Source organism: Streptomyces sp. NPDC048211, assembly GCF_043202315.1.
Classification (GTDB): Bacteria; Actinomycetota; Actinomycetes; order Streptomycetales; family Streptomycetaceae; genus Streptomyces.
In genome coordinates, this window is the sequence record NZ_JBIDAD010000017.1 from 32,057 (window position 1) to 46,976 (window position 14,920).

Sequence of the window (14,920 nt, forward strand, 5' to 3'; positions counted from 1 at the left end):
CATATGCCAGAGACGGGTCCTGCGGCCGCGCCGTCCTACGATGATGTTCTCGACACCAGCCATTCCAGGAGGCCCGCAATGTCTGCAGCAGCAGTCGAGCACCCCTGTGACGATGGCCCGGAACCGTTGCTCGACACCGCCAACAGGCTTGCGGAGCAGCATCCCGGCTATCGCGTCGAGATCATCGGAGGCGTCATCACCGTGGCCCCACCCCCGGACGGCCCGCACGCGAACGCTCTGACCACGCTCATGATCCCGTTCCTCGCCGCCGGACTCCACGGCGAGGAATCCAGGGTCCTCCAGGGCATCGGTCTCTGGCTGCCGGGCGGCCCCGAGGACTACGCCATCCCCGACCTCGCGATCGTCGACGCCGATCTCGACGAGCACAGACTCGAGAACAACTGCTACGACCCGGCCGTGTTCCGCCTCGTCCTGGAGGTCACCTCCAGCAACTACAGCAGCGACCTGCGCATCAAGGTCGCCGCGTACGCCGAGGCCAAGATTCCCGTCTATGTGATCGTCGACCGCAAGCACAGCCGGGTCCACGTCCTGACGGAACCCCTCGGCGGCGCCTACGACCGCCACGAGGTCTACGCCCCCGGCCAGGAGGCCCCGCTCCCCGACTCGATCGGCGCCGAGGTGACCCTCGACGTCGCCGGCCTGATCAAGGCGGGCCGGGCCCGGAACTGACGCCCGTGCCGGGCCCGTCGGCAGTGGCGGTTGCTCCCTTCCGGCTCGTGCCGAGGACCGGACGCCGCACGGCACGCCGGCCGCAGGGACATCGTCGGCGAACGGCTCGACGGGCGATGGGCGGCCAACTGCGCCGAGCCGCAGCGGACGGCTCAGCCGGCGCCCAGCCGCCAGCGCTCCTCCCCGTCCTCCCACTCGCCGGTCCGCACCAGCCCGGCCGACGCGGCCACCGCGGCCGACGCGGCATGATCGGGGTGGATGTGGGCGATGACGGTACGGACCGCTTCCCCGCCCATCAGATGGGCGACGAGACCCCGCGCCGCCTCCTTGGCATAACCCCGCCCCTGCCACCCCGCCCCGGTGACCCAGGCGACCTCCGCACGGGACCCGCGCACGGTGGCCTGCACATAGCCCGCGAGGCGGTCCTCGCCCCGTACCCGCAGCACCCAGTTCCACCAGAGCTCGTCCGGGTCCGGCGAACCGGCGGTCTGCCGCTCGTAGCGGGCCCGCAGTTCCCCGGCCGACTCCGGGGCGCCGCCGGTGAAGGTGTGGAGGCCGGGATCGTCCAGCACCGCAGCCATCTCGTCCGCGTGTGCCACCCGCAGGGGCAGGGCGTCGAGGCGGGTGGTCGAGAAGGGCGCGGGCCCGTTGTTCGTCGTCATAGGGCGGCCACTCTATGCCGGGCTCTCCGACGCCTTCGAAACACCCGTTCGACAGCGGCCGCGCGGATGACACGGCGCCGGGGCGGCGGATCATGGAAGGTATGGAGACGATCCCCGAGCTGGAGCCGTTCGTGAAGCAGTACACCGTCCTGCTCAGCACGCGGCGCCAGGACGGGACGCATGCGGACACCCCCGTCAACATCGCCGTCGAGGGCGACCACGCCTACATCCGTACGTTCTCCTCGGCGTGGAAGGTGGAGCGGATGCGCAACCACCCCGTCGTCAGGATCGGCCCGTGCACCCTGCGAGGCCGGCCGACGGGACCGCAGATCACCGCGCACGCCCGCCTCCTCCAGGCCGGGTCGAAGGAGAACACGCACGCCGCCCGGATGCTGTCCCGCAAGCACCCGGCCGTGCAGGGCGTACTCGTTCCGCTCGCGCACCGGATCAAGCGGGACCGGACCCTGCACTACGAGATCCGGCCACTCGACGCCTGACCGCCGGGCCCCCGAACTCGCTCAAGTAGCCTCAGCAGTAGGTACGTTGACGCCATGTGCGGCCGGACGGGGGAGCGATGACGCAGCAGGGGAACACGACCCGGCGGGACGTGGACACGCCGCCGCCCGCCCCGGTGCGGCGCGGGCGGCGGCTCCCCGCATGACGCCCGAGACCGCCGCGCACCGCATCCTCCAGCAGGCCGAACGCGCGGAAACCGGGCCGGGCGCCCTGGAATGGTTCCTCGGGGCGGAGGCGGCGACGGCGGCCGACGAGGTGCGCGGCGGACTCGTCCTGGCCGACGGGACCGTGTGGGGCCTCGGGGCCCTCGCACTCGGTCACGCCGACTGGTGCCGCTACCTCGCGGGGGACGAGGCCGATCCGGGGGCGCTCGGTTCCGCGCTGCTCGGTTTCGCCGCCGTGTACGAGCAGGACCCGGGGCACGTGCCTCACGGGCTGCGCCCGCTGTTCGCCACCCTGTCCGGCGAGCCGGCCGGTATCGCGACCGAGCCCGGTTTCGCGTACTACGCCGCCATCGGGCTGACGCTGCTGTTCCAGCAGAGCCGCCGCCCCGGCACCCTGCCCCTCGCCGAAACCCTGCTGCGGCACGCCGCCACCGGATTCGGCGGGGGAAGCCTCGAACAGGGCAGCTGCCTGTCGGACCTCGGACTCATCCTCTTCTACGGATTCCAGGAGGGCGCCGGCCACCAGGCGCTCGCCGACGCCGTCCACCAGCACCGCGCCGCCGTGGTCTGCGCCCCCGGCGCCCGTGACGAACAGGCCCGCAGACACGGCAATCTGGGGTACGTCCTCCGCCACTGGGCCGAGGCGAACGCGGACAGCGACCGGATGCGCGAGGCGGTCGCCGAACTGCGCAGGGCGGTGGAGCTCACCACCTGGAACAACCCGAATCGCCCCCAGCACGGCGCCGTCCTCGGCTCCGCGCTGTGCGCCGCCGCCAGGCCCCTGGACGATCCGGCGCTGCGCTCCGAGGGCATCGCGCTGCTGCGCACCGCCCTCGCGGAACCGGACGTCCTGCTGCCCGGCCGGGCGTCGTTCCTCTCGGACCTGGGCGTCGCCCTCCTCAAGGGGACCGCGGAGGAGGACGACGCCGGGGAGTACGAGGAGGGCATCGCCGCCTGCCGGACGGCCGCGGACACGGCACCCAACGCCTTCGAACGCACCATGTACCTCACCAACCTCGCCCTGCTGCTGGCCGGACACCCTGCGCACGCCGATGACCCGGGCGCCCTGGACGACGCGTACGAGGCCGCCCGCGACGCCCTCGACGGCGCACCGGCCGGCCATCCGGTGCGCGCCCAGGCGCATGTGGCCCTCTCCCAGGTGCTGAACGCGCGGCACACGGCGACGGGCGGCGCGGAGGACCTGGAGGAGGCCGTCGCCCAGGCCCGCCGGGGGACGGAGTGCGTACCGGCCGACGACCTCGTCCGACGGGTGCTCCACACCACCGCGTACGCCGACCTGCTGTTCAAGCGCACCTTCCGGCACCTGTGGGCCACCGGAGAGCCCGGGGATCCCGGCGAGCTCCACCACGCGGTCACCCTGCTGCGCGCCCTCGCCGGCGAGCTCCCCGCCCGCTCCGCCGAACGCGCCCGGGTCCTCCTGGCGATCGGCCGCTGCCTTCAGGTCTCGGGCGAAGCCGACAGCGTCGACGAGGCCATCGACTGCTTCCGCAAGTGCCTCGTCCTGCCGTCCCCCAGCCCCCACTTCGAGGCCATCACACGCTTCGGGCTCGGGGCGGCGCTGGCCCACCGCGCCGGGGCGGACGACGACACCTGGCGGCAGGGTGCCGATGAGATGCTCCGGACGCTCAGCCTGCTCCCGGCCGGTGACCGGCTGTACTGGGAATGCCATGCGGAGTACGCCAACGCCCTCATGGAACGGGGCGACGCGACGAGCGGCGTCGACCTGTACGAGGAAGCGGTGCGCCTCATCCGCGAGGAGGTGGAGCACGCCCCGCTCTCCCGCGCCGAACGTGCCGCGTACCGGTCGAACATCGGCCACGGCCTGATGAACATCGCCATGCGTACCGGCCGCTCCGAGCTCTTCGCCGAGGTGGTGGCCACCCATCGCAGCGCCGTGGCCCTGTCCTCGGCGGACGACTTCCTCCACGCCCACCAGCTCATGGGGCTCGGTGAGGCCCTGCTGACTCTCGCCGAGTTCTGCTCGGCCCCCGAAGCCTGGCAGGAGGGCATCGAGGTGCTGCGCGCAGCCGTGGCCGCCTCCGACGAGGACACGTACGGAGGGGCCGACTGCCGCACGGCCCTCGGGGACGCCCTGCGCAACCTCGCCCGTCTCGCCTCCGACCCCGTACCGCTGGAGGAGTCCGTCCGGTGGCACCGGGAAGCGCTCGTGATGACGCCGGGGAACCCCTCGCCCGTGGCGCTGCTCGGCCTCGCGAACAGCCTGGGCGCCCTCTACCGGTACACCCGCGACGCACGGCAGAGCGACGAGGCCGTCCACCACTTCCGCGCCGCCCTGGCCTCCCTGCAACCCGCGACGGCCGAGCTGAGGGGCTCCCTCCTCACCAGCCTCGGCTACGTCCAGTGGATCCGGGCCCGCGACACCGGCGACGAACTCCTCATGGACGCCGCCGTCGACACCCTGCGCGAGGCCGTGGGCCACGCTTCCCGGACGCGCGTCAGCATGGCGCTCACCAACCTGGGAAGCGCGCTCATGGACCGCGCCCGGCGCACCGGGAACCGCGTCTGGATGGCCGAGGCGGTGACGGTGCTGCGCCGCGCGGTGGACGACAGCCTGCCGTCGGCCATGGACCGCACCCTGCACCTGAACAATCTCGCCGAGGCGCTGCGCCACTGGGCCGCGCTGGCCGGCGACCCGTCCGCCACCGACGAGGCGATCACGCTCCTGCGCGCGGCGATGGCGGTGGAGCACGGGGACATCGGGGGCACCGAGACGGCGGCGATCAACCTGGGGGACCTGCTGGTCGGCCGCGCCCAGGCGGACCACGACCCCCACGCGATCGAGGAGGCCCGGCAGGTCCTCGAAAAGGCCGTGGACCGGCTCGGGAAGGAGCATCCCTCACGCTTCTTCGCCCTGCAGAAGCTGGCGATGGCCTGCGTCTTCGCCGCCGACCTGGCGCAGGATCCCACAGGCGCGACGGCCCGGCAGGCGCGGCACCGGGCGGCCGCCGCCGCCCGGGAATCCCTCACCGGCATACCGGAAGGGGACCCGAGCTACGCCCTGTCCCAGCTGATGCTCTCGGCAGCGCAGTTGAGCCGGGCGAAGGCGGGGGAGCAGATCGACCTGGCGGAGGTGGTCCGGCTCGCCCGCGCCTGTGCGCGCCATCCGGCCGCCCACAGCGCGGCCCGGCTCCAGGCCGCCCGTGGCTGGGGGCTGGCCTCGATGAAGGCGGGCGACCGCCGGGAGGCCCTGGAGGGATACGCGTACGCCGTAGGCCTGTTGCCCGGCATGGCGCCCCGCAGCCTCGCCCGCGTCGATCAGGAAGCGCGGCTGAGCGGCAGCGACGGGCTGGCCAGTGACGCCGCCGCGCTGGCGATCGACGCGGGCGAGCCGGCCCGCGCCCTCGCCCTGCTCGAACAGGGGCGGGGTGTGCTGCTGGCCCAGGGCCTGGAGAACCGGGCCGACGTGTCACGGCTGCGCGACCTCGACCCCGTCCGCGCGGCCGAGTTCGAGCGGATCCGCGACCTGCTGGGCACTCCTCCCCCGCTCTCACCGGCCCAGGACGCCCACGACGCGGGCGCGACAGCCGAGGCCCGCCACACCATGGCCCAGCGCTGGAACCACCTCCTGGCAGAGATCCGGGAACTGCCCGGCCTGGAGAACTTCCTGAACCCGCCCTCCGTGCCGGAACTGGTCTCCGCCGCCGCGGGAGGTCCCGTCGTGGTCGTCAACGTCAGCGTCTACCGCTGCGACGCCCTGGTGGTGACCGCCGATGCCGGGATCGACGTGGTCCCGCTGCCCGGTCTCACCCTCGACGCCACCATGGAGCGGGCGGCGGAGTTCATCGACGGGATGGAGACGGCGTACGGCGCGAACGGTGTCGACGAGGCCGTCGCCATGATGCACACCCTGACCGGGACCCTCGGCTGGCTCTGGGACACGATCGCCGCCCCGGTCCTCGGCCGCCTCGGCCTGGACGCCGGACCGGGCGGCGGGGACCCCTGGCCCCGGCTGTGGTGGTGCCCGACCGGCTGGCTGTCCTTCCTGCCGCTGCACGCGGCCGGTCGCGGCGGGCCGGACTCCGGCACCTGGGTCATGGACCGCGTCGTCTCCTCGTACACGCCGACGCTGCGCGCCCTGGTCCGGGCCCGCACCGGCCCCGCCCCCGGCGGCGCGGGCCGGACCCGGCCGTCGCCGCTGGTCGTCGCCCTCGCCGAAACGCCGGGGGCGGCGCCCCTGCCCGGCGTCGCACGGGAGGTGGAGCTGATCGCGGAGCTGTTCCCCGCGAGGCGGCTGCTGGCCGGTCCCGACGCCACGGTGGAAGCGGTCGGCGGGGCGCTCGAAGCCCACCCCTGGGTCCACTTCAGCTGCCACGGCATCAGCGATCTGCTCAACCCGTCACAGAGCGGTCTCGCCCTGTACGACGGCCGGCTCACCGTGTCCGACGTCGCCGTCCAGCGCCCGCGGACCCCGGAACTCGCGATGCTGTCCGCCTGCTCCGCGTCCCGGGGCGGCATCAGGCTGTCCGACGAGGTGGTCCAGCTGACCTCGTCCTTCCAACTGGCCGGATACCCCCATGTGATCGGGACCCTGTGGCCCATCGCCGACAAGCTGGCGACGCACCTCACCGGGGAGTTCTACACCGCGCTCGCCGAGGACATCGCCCGGGGCCGCCCCCTCGATCCGGCCGCCGCCCTGCACCACCCGGTGAGAGCCCTGCGCGACCGCTACGCGCAGGCGCCGCACCTGTGGGCGGCACACATCCACACCGGCCCGTAGGACGGGGCCGCTCAGGGCGCCTCCGGCTCCGGGAGCCCCTGGGCCGGCGCCGCGGCTTCCCCCATCGCCGAGCCCGAGGGCCCCTGCGGCACCTCGTCCGGCTCGGCCATGCCGTCGGTGGGCCGATAGGTCCTGCGGAAGGAGAACTCCTCCACCAGGGCCGCCAGTTCGGCGTCTCCGCCCGTTTCCTGACCGGCGGCGTCCCCGCCCGTCTCCCGGCCGTCCGTCATCGGCCCCCCTCTCCGGCCGCCCCCGCGGACGGCGGGAGCAGCACCTCCAGCACTTCTATGTCGCTCGCCCGCACGTACACACCCGCGGTGCCGGGCACCTTCCCGAGGAAGCTGCCGTCGGGGCCCACCCGGTACTGAGCCTGCAGATAGAGATCCCCGCTCTGCGGATACGCGGAGACGGCCGACCGCGAACCCAGCCAACCACCTACCCACAGGCCGCTCTTGAGGCGTACGCGCACGAAGCAGGACCCGCGGTCGCGGAAGAGTGCGTCCCAGGCGGTCGGCGTCGGCTCGTACTGCGCCCGCACGTGCCGCCTGCGCCATGCCGCCTCCGCCCAGGCCAGCGCGGACGGCACGGCGACGATCATGAGCAGCGCGGCGAATCCCGCCTCGCGGGGCTGTCGCAGCACTCCGGCGAAGGGCCCCTCCCCGTCCCCGGCCAGCAGCCGCACCAGCCACGGCCCCGCCACCACCGCGTAGAGCGTGTCGAGCAGGGCGCCCGCCGCGATGGCGCGCACGAGGCGGTTCTGCGGCTCCTGCTCGGCGGCGAGCGGGCCGCGCAGCCGCTCCCGTACAGCCTGGTAGAAGACTCCGGGCAGCACGAGGATCAGCAGGATCGTCAACTGCTGGACTGTTCCCGGAACCATCGCGGTACCGCACCCCCGTGCTCTGCTCCGTGCGTCGGCCGTTTCCCTGCCGCCTCAGGATGACGCAGCGGGACGGCCCGCGTCCCGGCCTGTGGAAAACCGGCCCCGGCCCCCGGCCGGCACCGGGCCGCGCACCGCCGCCCCGCTTCCCCTCCCCCGTGCCGCCGGGCCGCGCGCCTCACCCCTGCCGGCGCCGCCTGCCCAGGAACAGCAGCAGCCCGATCCCGGCGAGCACGGCGATCCCGGTCAGCGTGGTGCCCTTCACCGGCACGCCGTCCCCGGCGCTGCTCGCCCCGGCGGACGACGGCGACGTGCCGCCCGCCCGGGCGGGCCCGCCATCCCCGGCCTTCTTCAGGTCCACCCGCACCACATCGCTCTGCGCCCCCTCGGAGCCGTACATGAGCGCCGAACCGTCCGCCGTGTACGTCACCGACTCGGACTGCCCGAGCAGCGGGGACTCGACCGGATAGTCCTTGCCGAGCCGCCCCCGGGCGAAGGCGTAGCCACGGGCGCTGAAGTACGAGCGCAGCACCAGCTCCTTGCCGTCCGGCGAGAACGCCCCGTCGGTCACCCACGGCACCTCCCCCACGCGCCGGAACACGTTGTCCCCGCCCGTCGCCAGCTTCGCGGGGCCTTCGTACAGCCCGCCGCCGTCCTCGTTCTTCGACGCGATGTACACGCGGCCGGTCTTCGGGTGGACCATCAGCGCCTCCGCGTTGCGCGGACCGTCGGCGTACTTCACGTCGAACTGCGTGGCCCGGACCGTGGCGTCCCGGAGCTCCTTCGGCTCGGGGAAGCGGTAGATCCAGACGTGGTCCCAGCTGCCGTTCAGGTTGTCGCCGATGTCACCCACGTACAGATTCCCGTCGGGTCCCAGCGAGATCGCCTCGACGTCCCGGGGCGCTCCGACCCCCTTCATGGTGATCCGCGCGACGGTCTTCCCGGTGCGGGAGTCGACCGCGAAGACGTACGGCCCGTCGTCGCTGTCGTTGTGCGTCCAGTAGATCCCGGGGTGGGCGCGGCTGGCGGCGAGGCCGCTGGACTCGGTGATCCGCGGGTCCTCGATCGTGAAGCTCCGGTCGGGCTCCCCGTCGTCGGCCACGGCGGGCACCGCGACGGCGAGGGACAGCAGCACGGCGGCGCCGAAGGCAGTCAGTCGATACGAACGCATGGCACAAGTGTCCATCGTCACGTCGCAGGCCGGAGCCATGATCCGCCATGATGGCGCCATGCGTTTCATGTGCGTCGGCGATTCCATGACCATCGGACGCGCCGGTGACTTCACATGGCGCTACCGCATGTGGCAGCACCTCGAAGCGGCCTTCGACGGCCCGTACGCGCTCGTCGGCCCGCGCACCGAGCTGTACGACACCGACTCGGGCACGCCCGTCTCGACCGCGTACGCCGCGCCCGGCTTCCCCGCCGAAGCCCGCCGCCACCTGGCCGGCTGGGGCGAGGGCTGGCTGCACATGGCCCCGGTGATCGCGGACACGGTCGCCGGGCACCGGGCGGACGTCCTGCTCGTCTCCCTCGGCCTGATAGACCTCGGCTTCTACACGGACAGCGAGCAGACCGCACTGAACGCCCGCGCCTTCCTGACCGCCGCCCGCACGGCGAACCCGCACATCAGATGTGTGCTGCTCCCCGTCATACCGAACATCCGGGCGGAGTCGGACGCCCCCTTCGCCGCCGAGTGCGCCCGCTTCAACGAGCTCCTCGCCAAGGCCGTGGCCGACCTCGACACCCCGGCGTCGCCGCTCCTCCTGGCCTCGCACCCGCCGGGCTACGACATCCACACGGACACGTACGACGGCACCCACCCCGGCCCGTCCGGCGAACACAGGCTCGCGGCCGCCTACGCCGACGCGATGCACCAGGCGTGGGGCATCGGCGGTCCCTACCGCACCACGAACGAACCCCTCATCCCTTCCCCGTCGGCTTCGCCCGAACGTGCATCCGCTCCCCCTGCGGTCCGAACAGGCTGAGGAACTCCACCGGCTCCGGCCCCGCAGCCCCCCACCAGTGCGGGGTATGCGTGTCGAACTCGGCCACCTCCCCCGCCGTCAGCACCAGGTCGTGATCCCCCAGCACCAGCCGCAGCCGCCCCGAGAGCACGTACAGCCACTCGTACCCCTCATGCACCCGCTGCTCGACCGGCCCCTCCGTGCCCGTCGCACCCGGCATGACCTGCTTGTACGCGTTCACCCCGCTGAGGTGCCGGGTCAGCGGCACGAACGTCATGCCGTGCCGCTTGAACGGGCGGAAGGTGACGCGCGGGTCCCCGGTCTCCGGGGCACCCACCAGCTCGTCCAGCTGCACCCCGTACGCCTTCGCCAGCGGAAGCAGCAGCTCCAGGGTCGGCTTGCGGCCGCCGGACTCCAGCCGGGACAGCGTGCTCAGCGAGATCCCGGTCGTCTCGCTCAGCTGCGCCAGCGTGGTCCCGCGCTCGGTCCGCAGCGCGCGCAGCCGGGGCCCGACCCCTGTCAGGACGGACGACAGCTCGTCGTCACCCATCGCACTGCCGTCTGTTCCAGCCTTGTCCTCTGCCATCCCTCCATTTGCCGACCCGGCAAGCGGTGTTGTCAACCGGAGGAGTCCGTCGCCCCGCCCACCGGTCCGATCATGGCCATGGACAGCCGGGTGAACTCGCTGGTCAGCCAGGCAGGCGGCACCTGCCGGGGGCGGCGCCCATGATGCGCGAGGAGCTCGTCGACGGACCGGGTCAGCACCTTCACCACCACGGCGAGGTTGCCGTCGACCATGTGGCCCCGACCTCTGGCGCGCTCCGCCTCCTGGGTCAGGAACTCCACCCACACCGACCGCCACCTCGTGAGGTGCTCGTCCATCTGCCTGCTCACCCCGAGCACCTCGACGAACGCCACCCTCGCCTCCTTCGCGTCCCGCGTGACGGCGCGCACATAGGCGTCGAAGAGCCGGCGCACCCGCTCCTCGGTCGGGCAGGTCTCCATCCCCTCCGCGGTCAGCTCCGTCTCGGACGCCCGCATGCCCCGCGTCGCCACCTCGTCGTACAGATCGACGAGCAGGGCCTCGCGCGACTCGAACTCACGGTAGAAGTACTGCACTTCCACCTGCGCCGATGCGCACAGGTCTTCGACGCTGGTACGGGCGTAGCCGTACACGGCGAACAAGGTCCGCCCGGCCGCCATGAGTTGCGCACGCACCCACGCAGGGTCCCGCGCCGCCCTTGCACCGCTCCACAGCTCCATCACGGCATCCGTCATCGGTCCTCCTCGGTCCGTCCAGGCCCCCCGGCCCACTGTCCTCGCTCCACCGTGCGGACGGTGTCACCGCCACACCGCGAACGGCCGTACGCCTCACTCCACGGTGGCCATCTCCGCCTGGATAGCGGCGATCCGCTCCCGCCAGGGCAGTGACTCGGGCACCTCCCAGCCGTCGCCCCGGGGCCGGTCCCACTTGACCGTGTGCGTCTCCCAGGCGGCCCGCTGCCTGCACGGCCGGCACACGGTCTCGGTCCCCCTGGGGCGGAACACATGCTCCGCCCCCTCCTCCTGCGCCTCGCACGCGATGAACTCCCTGACGGCAACAGGGGCGGGAGCGGGCTCCTCGACGCGTACGGGCGACGGCATCATGGTTTCGAGCCGCTTGCCCAGGAACCCGAACGGATACGTCACTCCGTCCTTCGGCAGCCCCCTGGTGAGCGCGAGCCGCAGCCCGGCCGCATCGACCCCGCGCCGCAGCCATTCGGCGGCCTTCCCGGCCAGCCCCCGGGCCTCACGGGCCCCTAGGCGCAGCCGGCCGTCGACGCGCCCGAGAGAGAGCAACACGCGCTCGGCCTCCATGACGTGTGGGTCCGTGGGCTCGGGCTCCACGGTCTCGGCCTCCGCCGCCTCGTTCGAAAGCTGCGGCTCTTCGGTGGGTGGGTGGGAGGAGTTCTTCTCCCGTTCTTCACCTTCAGGTAGGTGACCACCGACCGACCGAGTACTCGGTCGACCGACCGTCGGATAGTGATCACTCGGTCCCACCTGCGGCGATGCAGCTCTTTTGTCATGGATGCGCCGGGCCTCATGGTCCGTGAGCGGAACATTGGACATGAGCTGATCGGTCACCCAGAGCCCGCCGCCGTCCTGGCGCCGCCACTCGTGGACGTACCCGTTCTCCTTGAGCTGGCCCTTGGCCTTCTGGTAGGCGCGGCCCTTCATGCCCAGCTTCTTGGCGTGCTCACCGAGGGGCTTGTCGGCCCACTTCTCGGGGAGGCCCTGCACGTAGGCGATCAGGATCTTCGCGTCACTGTTGAGCTTCGGATGGCGTACGACGTCGTGCGCGGCCTTCACGTAGCCGTAGGACGGCGAGATAGCATGGCAGAGCATTCTCGGTGGACCTCTCTTGTCCATCGTGGGGTGAAGGCCCTCGGCACGGTGTTGGTAGCACCGCCGGGGGCCGCCCCATGCGCCGAGGCGCACGGAGCGTAATGACGCGATCACCGTACAGCAGGAATCTCGTCGTCGACCACCTGCCGCAGCAGCTCGAACAGCAGTTCCGCATCCACGAACGGGACTTGAGGGCTCGGCAGGGAACGCCAGTCCAGCGGGTACGTCAGCCCGTGCACGGCAGGCACCCCGACGAAGGCCGCCCCCTCCCGCACCAACGCCTCGGCCCCCACCGGCCATCGGTACGCGCGAGCACTCCCGGGCGGCAGCAGGAAGTACATGCTCCGCTCGCCGATGCGCGACCGGACGATGGGCCCGGCCTGGAAATCCGTGAACTGCATGACTTCGTACGCCACTTGCTCGCCCAGGATGCCGATGATCCGCACGGCGTCGAAGTGGATCCCGGCGTGGCGGAGGGCGTGGCCCGTCGCGGGGATCCAGGAGGGCATCAGGTCCGGTGAACTTTTCTGATCCATACGGAAAGCGTCGGCACTCGCACGTACCGTGACCAGGGACACGAGGCGTCTGTGCACGGTTGTGCACTTGGGGGTCAGGGCTGTGCACACCAGTAACCACGGGGGCGGTAACGCCGAGATGTTCGGGGCGTTGTTGCGATTCTTCCGGGAGCGCTCGGGCCTCTCGCAGGAGGCACTGGGCGCAAAGATCGGCTTCTCCAAGTCACAGGTGGCGATGGTGGAGCGGGGCGCCCGGCCGCCCAAGGGAACGTTCGTCGCACGCGCGGACGAGGCGCTGGGTGCACAGGGTGCACTGATCGCGGCAGGGGCGACGCTGCGGACCAGCCATTTGGCCTCGTGGTTCGAGGAGTTCGCTGAAGAAGAGGCCCGCGCGTTTGCCCGCCACGAGTACGAAACACATGTGGTGCCCGGTCTGCTTCAGATCGAGGAGTATGCACGTACCGTGCTTGCCCACACGTATCCATCCGTTGACGACGACGAGATCGAGGGACGCGTCGCCGCCCGCTTGAAACGCCAGAGCGTGATCACCCGCAAGCCGGCTCCGGACATCGGTTTCGTTTTGGAGCTCAGCGCCCTCACCCGCCTCATCGGCGGTCGGCATGTGCGCCGGAAACAGTTGCTCCACATCCTTGATGTGGCCCAGCTCCGCAACGTACAGCTACAGGTGATGTCGCCGGATCGGGAGTCTCATGCCGGTCTGGACGGACCGTTCGTCCTGCTGGAGAACCAGCAACGGAGGCAGCTCGCCTACATCGAAGGCCAGGGCGGCAGCTTCTTTATCAGCGAACAACCGCGCCTGGGGAACCTGTTCGGGAAATATGGCATTCTGCGGGCGCAGGCGCTCAGCCCGGAGGCGTCTGTGAAGCTGATCGAAGAGGTGGCAGAGGACGTATGAGCACCGACCTCACCTGGTTCAAGAGCAGTTACAGCGGCAACGACAGCGGCAACTGCATCGAGGTCGCCCTCGCATGGACCAAGAGCAGCCACAGCAGCGAGGAGGGCGGCAACTGCGTCGAGGTGGCAACCCGCCCCCACACCATCCACGTCCGCGACTCCAAGGACCTCACCGTCCCCGCGCTCACCCTCTCCCCCGCCGCCTGGGCGGCCTTCCTCAAGCACACGGTGGTATAGCTCGATGACGACCTGGTTCGACGAACTGCCCGAGGTCCTGACCAGGGCCGACTTCGGAGCCCTGGTGGGACGCCCGCCGCGCAGCATCGAGCTGATGGCGTACAGAGGCCTGGTCGCCGATCCCGTGTCCCGCAATCGCAACAAGCTCGTGTGGAACGAGGAGGCCGCGATCGGCTGGTTCCGCTCACTGCACAACCACGCGGTGATCGTGCCCGCGACCGAACAGGCGCTCCTGGACCTCGCCACGCACCGCGCGTACATCTGCCCGCTCGACAGCAAGCACGTGGCCCTGGCCCGTCCCCGGATGCTGGTGATGTATCAACGAGGCGGCGGGGGAACGGTCTTCGGGGTCGACGCGGTGGAGACCATCAACCAGGAGATCGACGGGACCCGCAGCGCGAGCGCGCAGACGCGGCAGATCGTGCGTGACGGGGAGCCCCTGGACACGTACTCGCAGTCGTGGACCGTGTTCCATCTCAGCGAAGCCGGCTCGATCGGCAAGGTCACACCGGCGATCCAGCAGGGCCGCTACCTCCAGGTGGATGACGTCCTGGACGCGATGACGTCCGGCCGGCTCTCGGTCCCGACGCTCGACGAGGCCTTCCCTTCCCGGAAGTGACCGGCACCACAGCCCTTGCCGGGCTGTCGCGTCGGGATGCCTGAGCGATCCACCTCCGGACCGCACCGCGCTACGTAGCATGTCCATGCTCACGCACGCGACCTTGGGGGATCCACGATGACCGGTGAGATCTGGGCACCCGTTCTGTCGCTCGTCGGCGTCCTGCTCGGCGGCGGGCTGACCGCCTTTGCCCAGCGTGCCACGCAGCGGTCCGCCGAGCGTACGGAGCGGCACAGGCAGGTGTTGGCTGTCGCGGAAAGCCGACGGGCGGAACGGCTCGCGGTGCTGAAGGAGTTCGTCGCGTGTGCGCAGCAGGCCGAGCAGGTCGCGTACCGCCGTCCTGACCCGTGGGGTGATGACGAGGACGGCTGGATGACCGGTGCCGGTCCCGTCATGAGAGCGCTGTGGACCGCATCGGACCATGTGATGCTGATGTGCGACCAGCGACTGCACGACCCCGTCCGCGCATACGGGCACGCGCTCAACCAGGCGGTGTGGCGGGAGATCGGCGACACCGAGGTGAACGATCACCTGGAGACGTACAAGGCCGCGTTCATGGTCGCCGCGCACAGCAGTCTGGCTTCCGGCTGAAGGGGCCTGCCGGTCACCGGCCTCCC

The 14,920-nt window shown here is 71.6% G+C and carries 16 protein-coding genes; 8 read left to right on the forward strand and 8 right to left on the reverse strand.

Translation table 11 applies throughout. The features are described from left to right. Window positions 1–78: 78 nt before the first annotated feature. The gene (locus ACGFZA_RS37625) at window positions 79–690 is read left to right on the forward strand and encodes a Uma2 family endonuclease (RefSeq protein WP_393685163.1); all 612 of its coding nucleotides are present in this window, start codon (window positions 79–81) and stop codon (window positions 688–690) included. Between the two features lie 152 nt (window positions 691–842). On the opposite strand, the gene ACGFZA_RS37630 is transcribed toward ACGFZA_RS37625, so the two are convergent. Further along, window positions 843–1,352, reverse strand: a complete 510-nt coding sequence (locus tag ACGFZA_RS37630; protein ID WP_393685165.1) for a GNAT family N-acetyltransferase — start codon at window positions 1,350–1,352, stop codon at window positions 843–845. A 101-nt stretch (window positions 1,353–1,453) separates the two neighbouring features. Between ACGFZA_RS37630 and ACGFZA_RS37635 the strand changes: the two genes are divergently transcribed. Both ACGFZA_RS37635 and ACGFZA_RS37640 read left to right on the forward strand, forming a co-directional pair. Further along, on the forward strand, window positions 1,454–1,849 hold the full coding sequence (locus tag ACGFZA_RS37635; RefSeq protein WP_393685167.1) for a PPOX class F420-dependent oxidoreductase: 396 nt from the start codon (window positions 1,454–1,456) through the stop codon (window positions 1,847–1,849). 160 nt (window positions 1,850–2,009) lie between these two features. Further along, window positions 2,010–6,791 (forward strand): CHAT domain-containing protein, encoded by a 4,782-nt coding sequence (locus tag ACGFZA_RS37640; protein ID WP_393685169.1) that lies wholly within the window; start codon window positions 2,010–2,012, stop codon window positions 6,789–6,791. An 11-nt stretch (window positions 6,792–6,802) separates the two neighbouring features. Here the strand turns inward: ACGFZA_RS37640 and ACGFZA_RS37645 are convergent, their stop codons facing one another. From ACGFZA_RS37645 to ACGFZA_RS37655, 3 genes are all read right to left on the reverse strand, one after another. Next, window positions 6,803–7,021 carry a hypothetical protein gene (locus ACGFZA_RS37645; protein WP_385283887.1) on the reverse strand — a complete coding sequence of 73 codons (219 nt, stop codon included), beginning with the start codon at window positions 7,019–7,021 and terminating at the stop codon, window positions 6,803–6,805. Next, window positions 7,018–7,668 (reverse strand): DUF6338 family protein, encoded by a 651-nt coding sequence (locus ACGFZA_RS37650; RefSeq protein WP_385283889.1) that lies wholly within the window; start codon window positions 7,666–7,668, stop codon window positions 7,018–7,020. Before ACGFZA_RS37650 ends, ACGFZA_RS37645 begins: the two co-directional genes overlap by 4 nt. Window positions 7,669–7,846: 178 nt before the next feature. Then, window positions 7,847–8,839, reverse strand: coding sequence for a WD40 repeat domain-containing protein (locus ACGFZA_RS37655; protein WP_385283892.1), 993 nt, complete (start codon window positions 8,837–8,839; stop codon window positions 7,847–7,849). 58 nt (window positions 8,840–8,897) lie between these two features. Here ACGFZA_RS37655 and ACGFZA_RS37660 point away from each other — a divergent pair, with 58 nt between their 5' ends. Next, the gene (locus ACGFZA_RS37660) at window positions 8,898–9,653 is read left to right on the forward strand and encodes a GDSL-type esterase/lipase family protein (protein ID WP_393685172.1); all 756 of its coding nucleotides are present in this window, start codon (window positions 8,898–8,900) and stop codon (window positions 9,651–9,653) included. Here the strand turns inward: ACGFZA_RS37660 and ACGFZA_RS37665 are convergent. The 4 genes from ACGFZA_RS37665 to ACGFZA_RS37680 all read right to left on the reverse strand — a co-directional run bounded on the left by ACGFZA_RS37665 (window position 9,589) and on the right by ACGFZA_RS37680 (window position 12,553). Then, window positions 9,589–10,182: a helix-turn-helix domain-containing protein gene (locus tag ACGFZA_RS37665; protein ID WP_219571738.1), complete on the reverse strand. Its 594-nt coding sequence runs from the start codon at window positions 10,180–10,182 to the stop codon at window positions 9,589–9,591. The two genes, ACGFZA_RS37660 and ACGFZA_RS37665, sit on opposite strands and share 65 nt — an antisense overlap. Window positions 10,183–10,250: 68 nt before the next feature. Then, window positions 10,251–10,910: a TetR/AcrR family transcriptional regulator gene (locus tag ACGFZA_RS37670; protein ID WP_393685174.1), complete on the reverse strand. Its 660-nt coding sequence runs from the start codon at window positions 10,908–10,910 to the stop codon at window positions 10,251–10,253. Window positions 10,911–11,003: 93 nt separating this feature from the next. Continuing rightward, window positions 11,004–12,017 (reverse strand): hypothetical protein, encoded by a 1,014-nt coding sequence (locus ACGFZA_RS37675; protein WP_393685176.1) that lies wholly within the window; start codon window positions 12,015–12,017, stop codon window positions 11,004–11,006. Window positions 12,018–12,127: 110 nt separating this feature from the next. Then, window positions 12,128–12,553 carry a hypothetical protein gene (locus ACGFZA_RS37680; protein WP_393685178.1) on the reverse strand — a complete coding sequence of 142 codons (426 nt, stop codon included), beginning with the start codon at window positions 12,551–12,553 and terminating at the stop codon, window positions 12,128–12,130. Between the two features lie 82 nt (window positions 12,554–12,635). Between ACGFZA_RS37680 and ACGFZA_RS37685 the strand changes: the two genes are divergently transcribed. The 4 genes from ACGFZA_RS37685 (at window position 12,636) to ACGFZA_RS37700 (ending at window position 14,894) form a co-directional block, all read left to right on the forward strand. After that, window positions 12,636–13,448 carry a helix-turn-helix domain-containing protein gene (locus ACGFZA_RS37685; protein ID WP_393685180.1) on the forward strand — a complete coding sequence of 271 codons (813 nt, stop codon included), beginning with the start codon at window positions 12,636–12,638 and terminating at the stop codon, window positions 13,446–13,448. Continuing rightward, a complete protein-coding gene (locus ACGFZA_RS37690; protein ID WP_393685182.1) occupies window positions 13,445–13,684 on the forward strand; it encodes a DUF397 domain-containing protein in 240 nt (79 codons plus the stop codon). Before ACGFZA_RS37685 ends, ACGFZA_RS37690 begins: the two co-directional genes overlap by 4 nt. Window positions 13,685–13,688: 4 nt before the next feature. Further along, complete coding sequence (locus ACGFZA_RS37695; RefSeq protein WP_393685184.1) at window positions 13,689–14,303, forward strand: hypothetical protein; 615 nt, start codon at window positions 13,689–13,691, stop codon at window positions 14,301–14,303. Between the two features lie 117 nt (window positions 14,304–14,420). Next, window positions 14,421–14,894, forward strand: a complete 474-nt coding sequence (locus tag ACGFZA_RS37700; protein ID WP_393685186.1) for a hypothetical protein — start codon at window positions 14,421–14,423, stop codon at window positions 14,892–14,894. The last annotated feature ends 26 nt before the right edge of the window (window positions 14,895–14,920 follow it).

Coding starts and splice junctions, on each gene's coding strand:
- ACGFZA_RS37665 (WP_219571738.1), bottom strand. CDS start 10,182: ATGGGTGACGACGAGCTGTCGTCCGTCCTGACAGGGGTCGGGCCCCGG.
- ACGFZA_RS37625 (WP_393685163.1), top strand. CDS start 79: ATGTCTGCAGCAGCAGTCGAGCACCCCTGTGACGATGGCCCGGAACCG.
- ACGFZA_RS37675 (WP_393685176.1), bottom strand. CDS start 12,017: ATGCTCTGCCATGCTATCTCGCCGTCCTACGGCTACGTGAAGGCCGCG.
- ACGFZA_RS37660 (WP_393685172.1), top strand. CDS start 8,898: ATGCGTTTCATGTGCGTCGGCGATTCCATGACCATCGGACGCGCCGGT.
- ACGFZA_RS37640 (WP_393685169.1), top strand. CDS start 2,010: ATGACGCCCGAGACCGCCGCGCACCGCATCCTCCAGCAGGCCGAACGC.
- ACGFZA_RS37635 (WP_393685167.1), top strand. CDS start 1,454: ATGGAGACGATCCCCGAGCTGGAGCCGTTCGTGAAGCAGTACACCGTC.
- ACGFZA_RS37670 (WP_393685174.1), bottom strand. CDS start 10,910: ATGACGGATGCCGTGATGGAGCTGTGGAGCGGTGCAAGGGCGGCGCGG.
- ACGFZA_RS37690 (WP_393685182.1), top strand. CDS start 13,445: ATGAGCACCGACCTCACCTGGTTCAAGAGCAGTTACAGCGGCAACGAC.
- ACGFZA_RS37645 (WP_385283887.1), bottom strand. CDS start 7,021: ATGACGGACGGCCGGGAGACGGGCGGGGACGCCGCCGGTCAGGAAACG.
- ACGFZA_RS37695 (WP_393685184.1), top strand. CDS start 13,689: ATGACGACCTGGTTCGACGAACTGCCCGAGGTCCTGACCAGGGCCGAC.
- ACGFZA_RS37630 (WP_393685165.1), bottom strand. CDS start 1,352: ATGACGACGAACAACGGGCCCGCGCCCTTCTCGACCACCCGCCTCGAC.
- ACGFZA_RS37680 (WP_393685178.1), bottom strand. CDS start 12,553: ATGGATCAGAAAAGTTCACCGGACCTGATGCCCTCCTGGATCCCCGCG.
- ACGFZA_RS37655 (WP_385283892.1), bottom strand. CDS start 8,839: ATGCGTTCGTATCGACTGACTGCCTTCGGCGCCGCCGTGCTGCTGTCC.
- ACGFZA_RS37650 (WP_385283889.1), bottom strand. CDS start 7,668: ATGGTTCCGGGAACAGTCCAGCAGTTGACGATCCTGCTGATCCTCGTG.
- ACGFZA_RS37700 (WP_393685186.1), top strand. CDS start 14,421: ATGACCGGTGAGATCTGGGCACCCGTTCTGTCGCTCGTCGGCGTCCTG.